This is a genomic window from Streptosporangium amethystogenes (assembly GCF_000721075.1).
GTDB classification, from domain to species: domain Bacteria; phylum Actinomycetota; class Actinomycetes; order Streptosporangiales; family Streptosporangiaceae; genus Streptosporangium; species Streptosporangium amethystogenes.
In genome coordinates this window covers 1-539 of record NZ_JOEQ01000161.1, presented here as the reverse complement: position 1 = coordinate 539, position 539 = coordinate 1, and the positions used below count along the sequence as shown (strand labels likewise).

The window sequence follows — 539 nt, the reverse complement described above, 5'->3', positions numbered from 1 at the left end:
GAAGAACGACTCGGCCATCGCGTTGTCGTAGCAGACTCCGGTGCGGCCGACCGAGTGGCGGACCCGCAGGCCGGTCAGGAACCGGTCGAACTCCTCTGAGGTGTAGTTCGAGCCGCGGTCATCGACCAGCCCAGGACCGCCTTGCTGTGGCAGTCGATGACGGTGGCCAGATATACAAAGCCCTCCCAGGTCGGGATGTAGGTGATGTCGCCGACGAGTTTGGTGCCCGGCCGCTCGGCCGTGAAGTCGCGCCGGACCAGGTCGGGGATGCCGCGAAAGTCGCCCCGCACGGTGGTGGTGGGCCGGAACACACGTCGAGCCGCCGAAGATCTCCGCGACCAGCGTGGCCAGCAGGGTGCGGCGTTGCGCGGTGGCCGAGGCCGGCCGCTCACGCCACTCGTAGTAGCCCGACCGGGACACCTCCAGCCAGGCGCACATGTTGACGATCGTGTGGTGGGCCTTCTCCGCATCGATCAGCTCGAACTTGGGGAGCGTCATCGATTCTCGGCCGCGAAGAAGGCGGCCGCTTTTTTCAAGAA

At 66.4% G+C, this 539-nt stretch carries 1 pseudogene; it reads right to left on the bottom strand.

The features are described from left to right. Positions 1-498 (bottom strand): annotated as a pseudogene (locus IG98_RS55115) (DDE-type integrase/transposase/recombinase); the annotation flags it as partial. Positions 499-539: the final 41 nt, after the last annotated feature.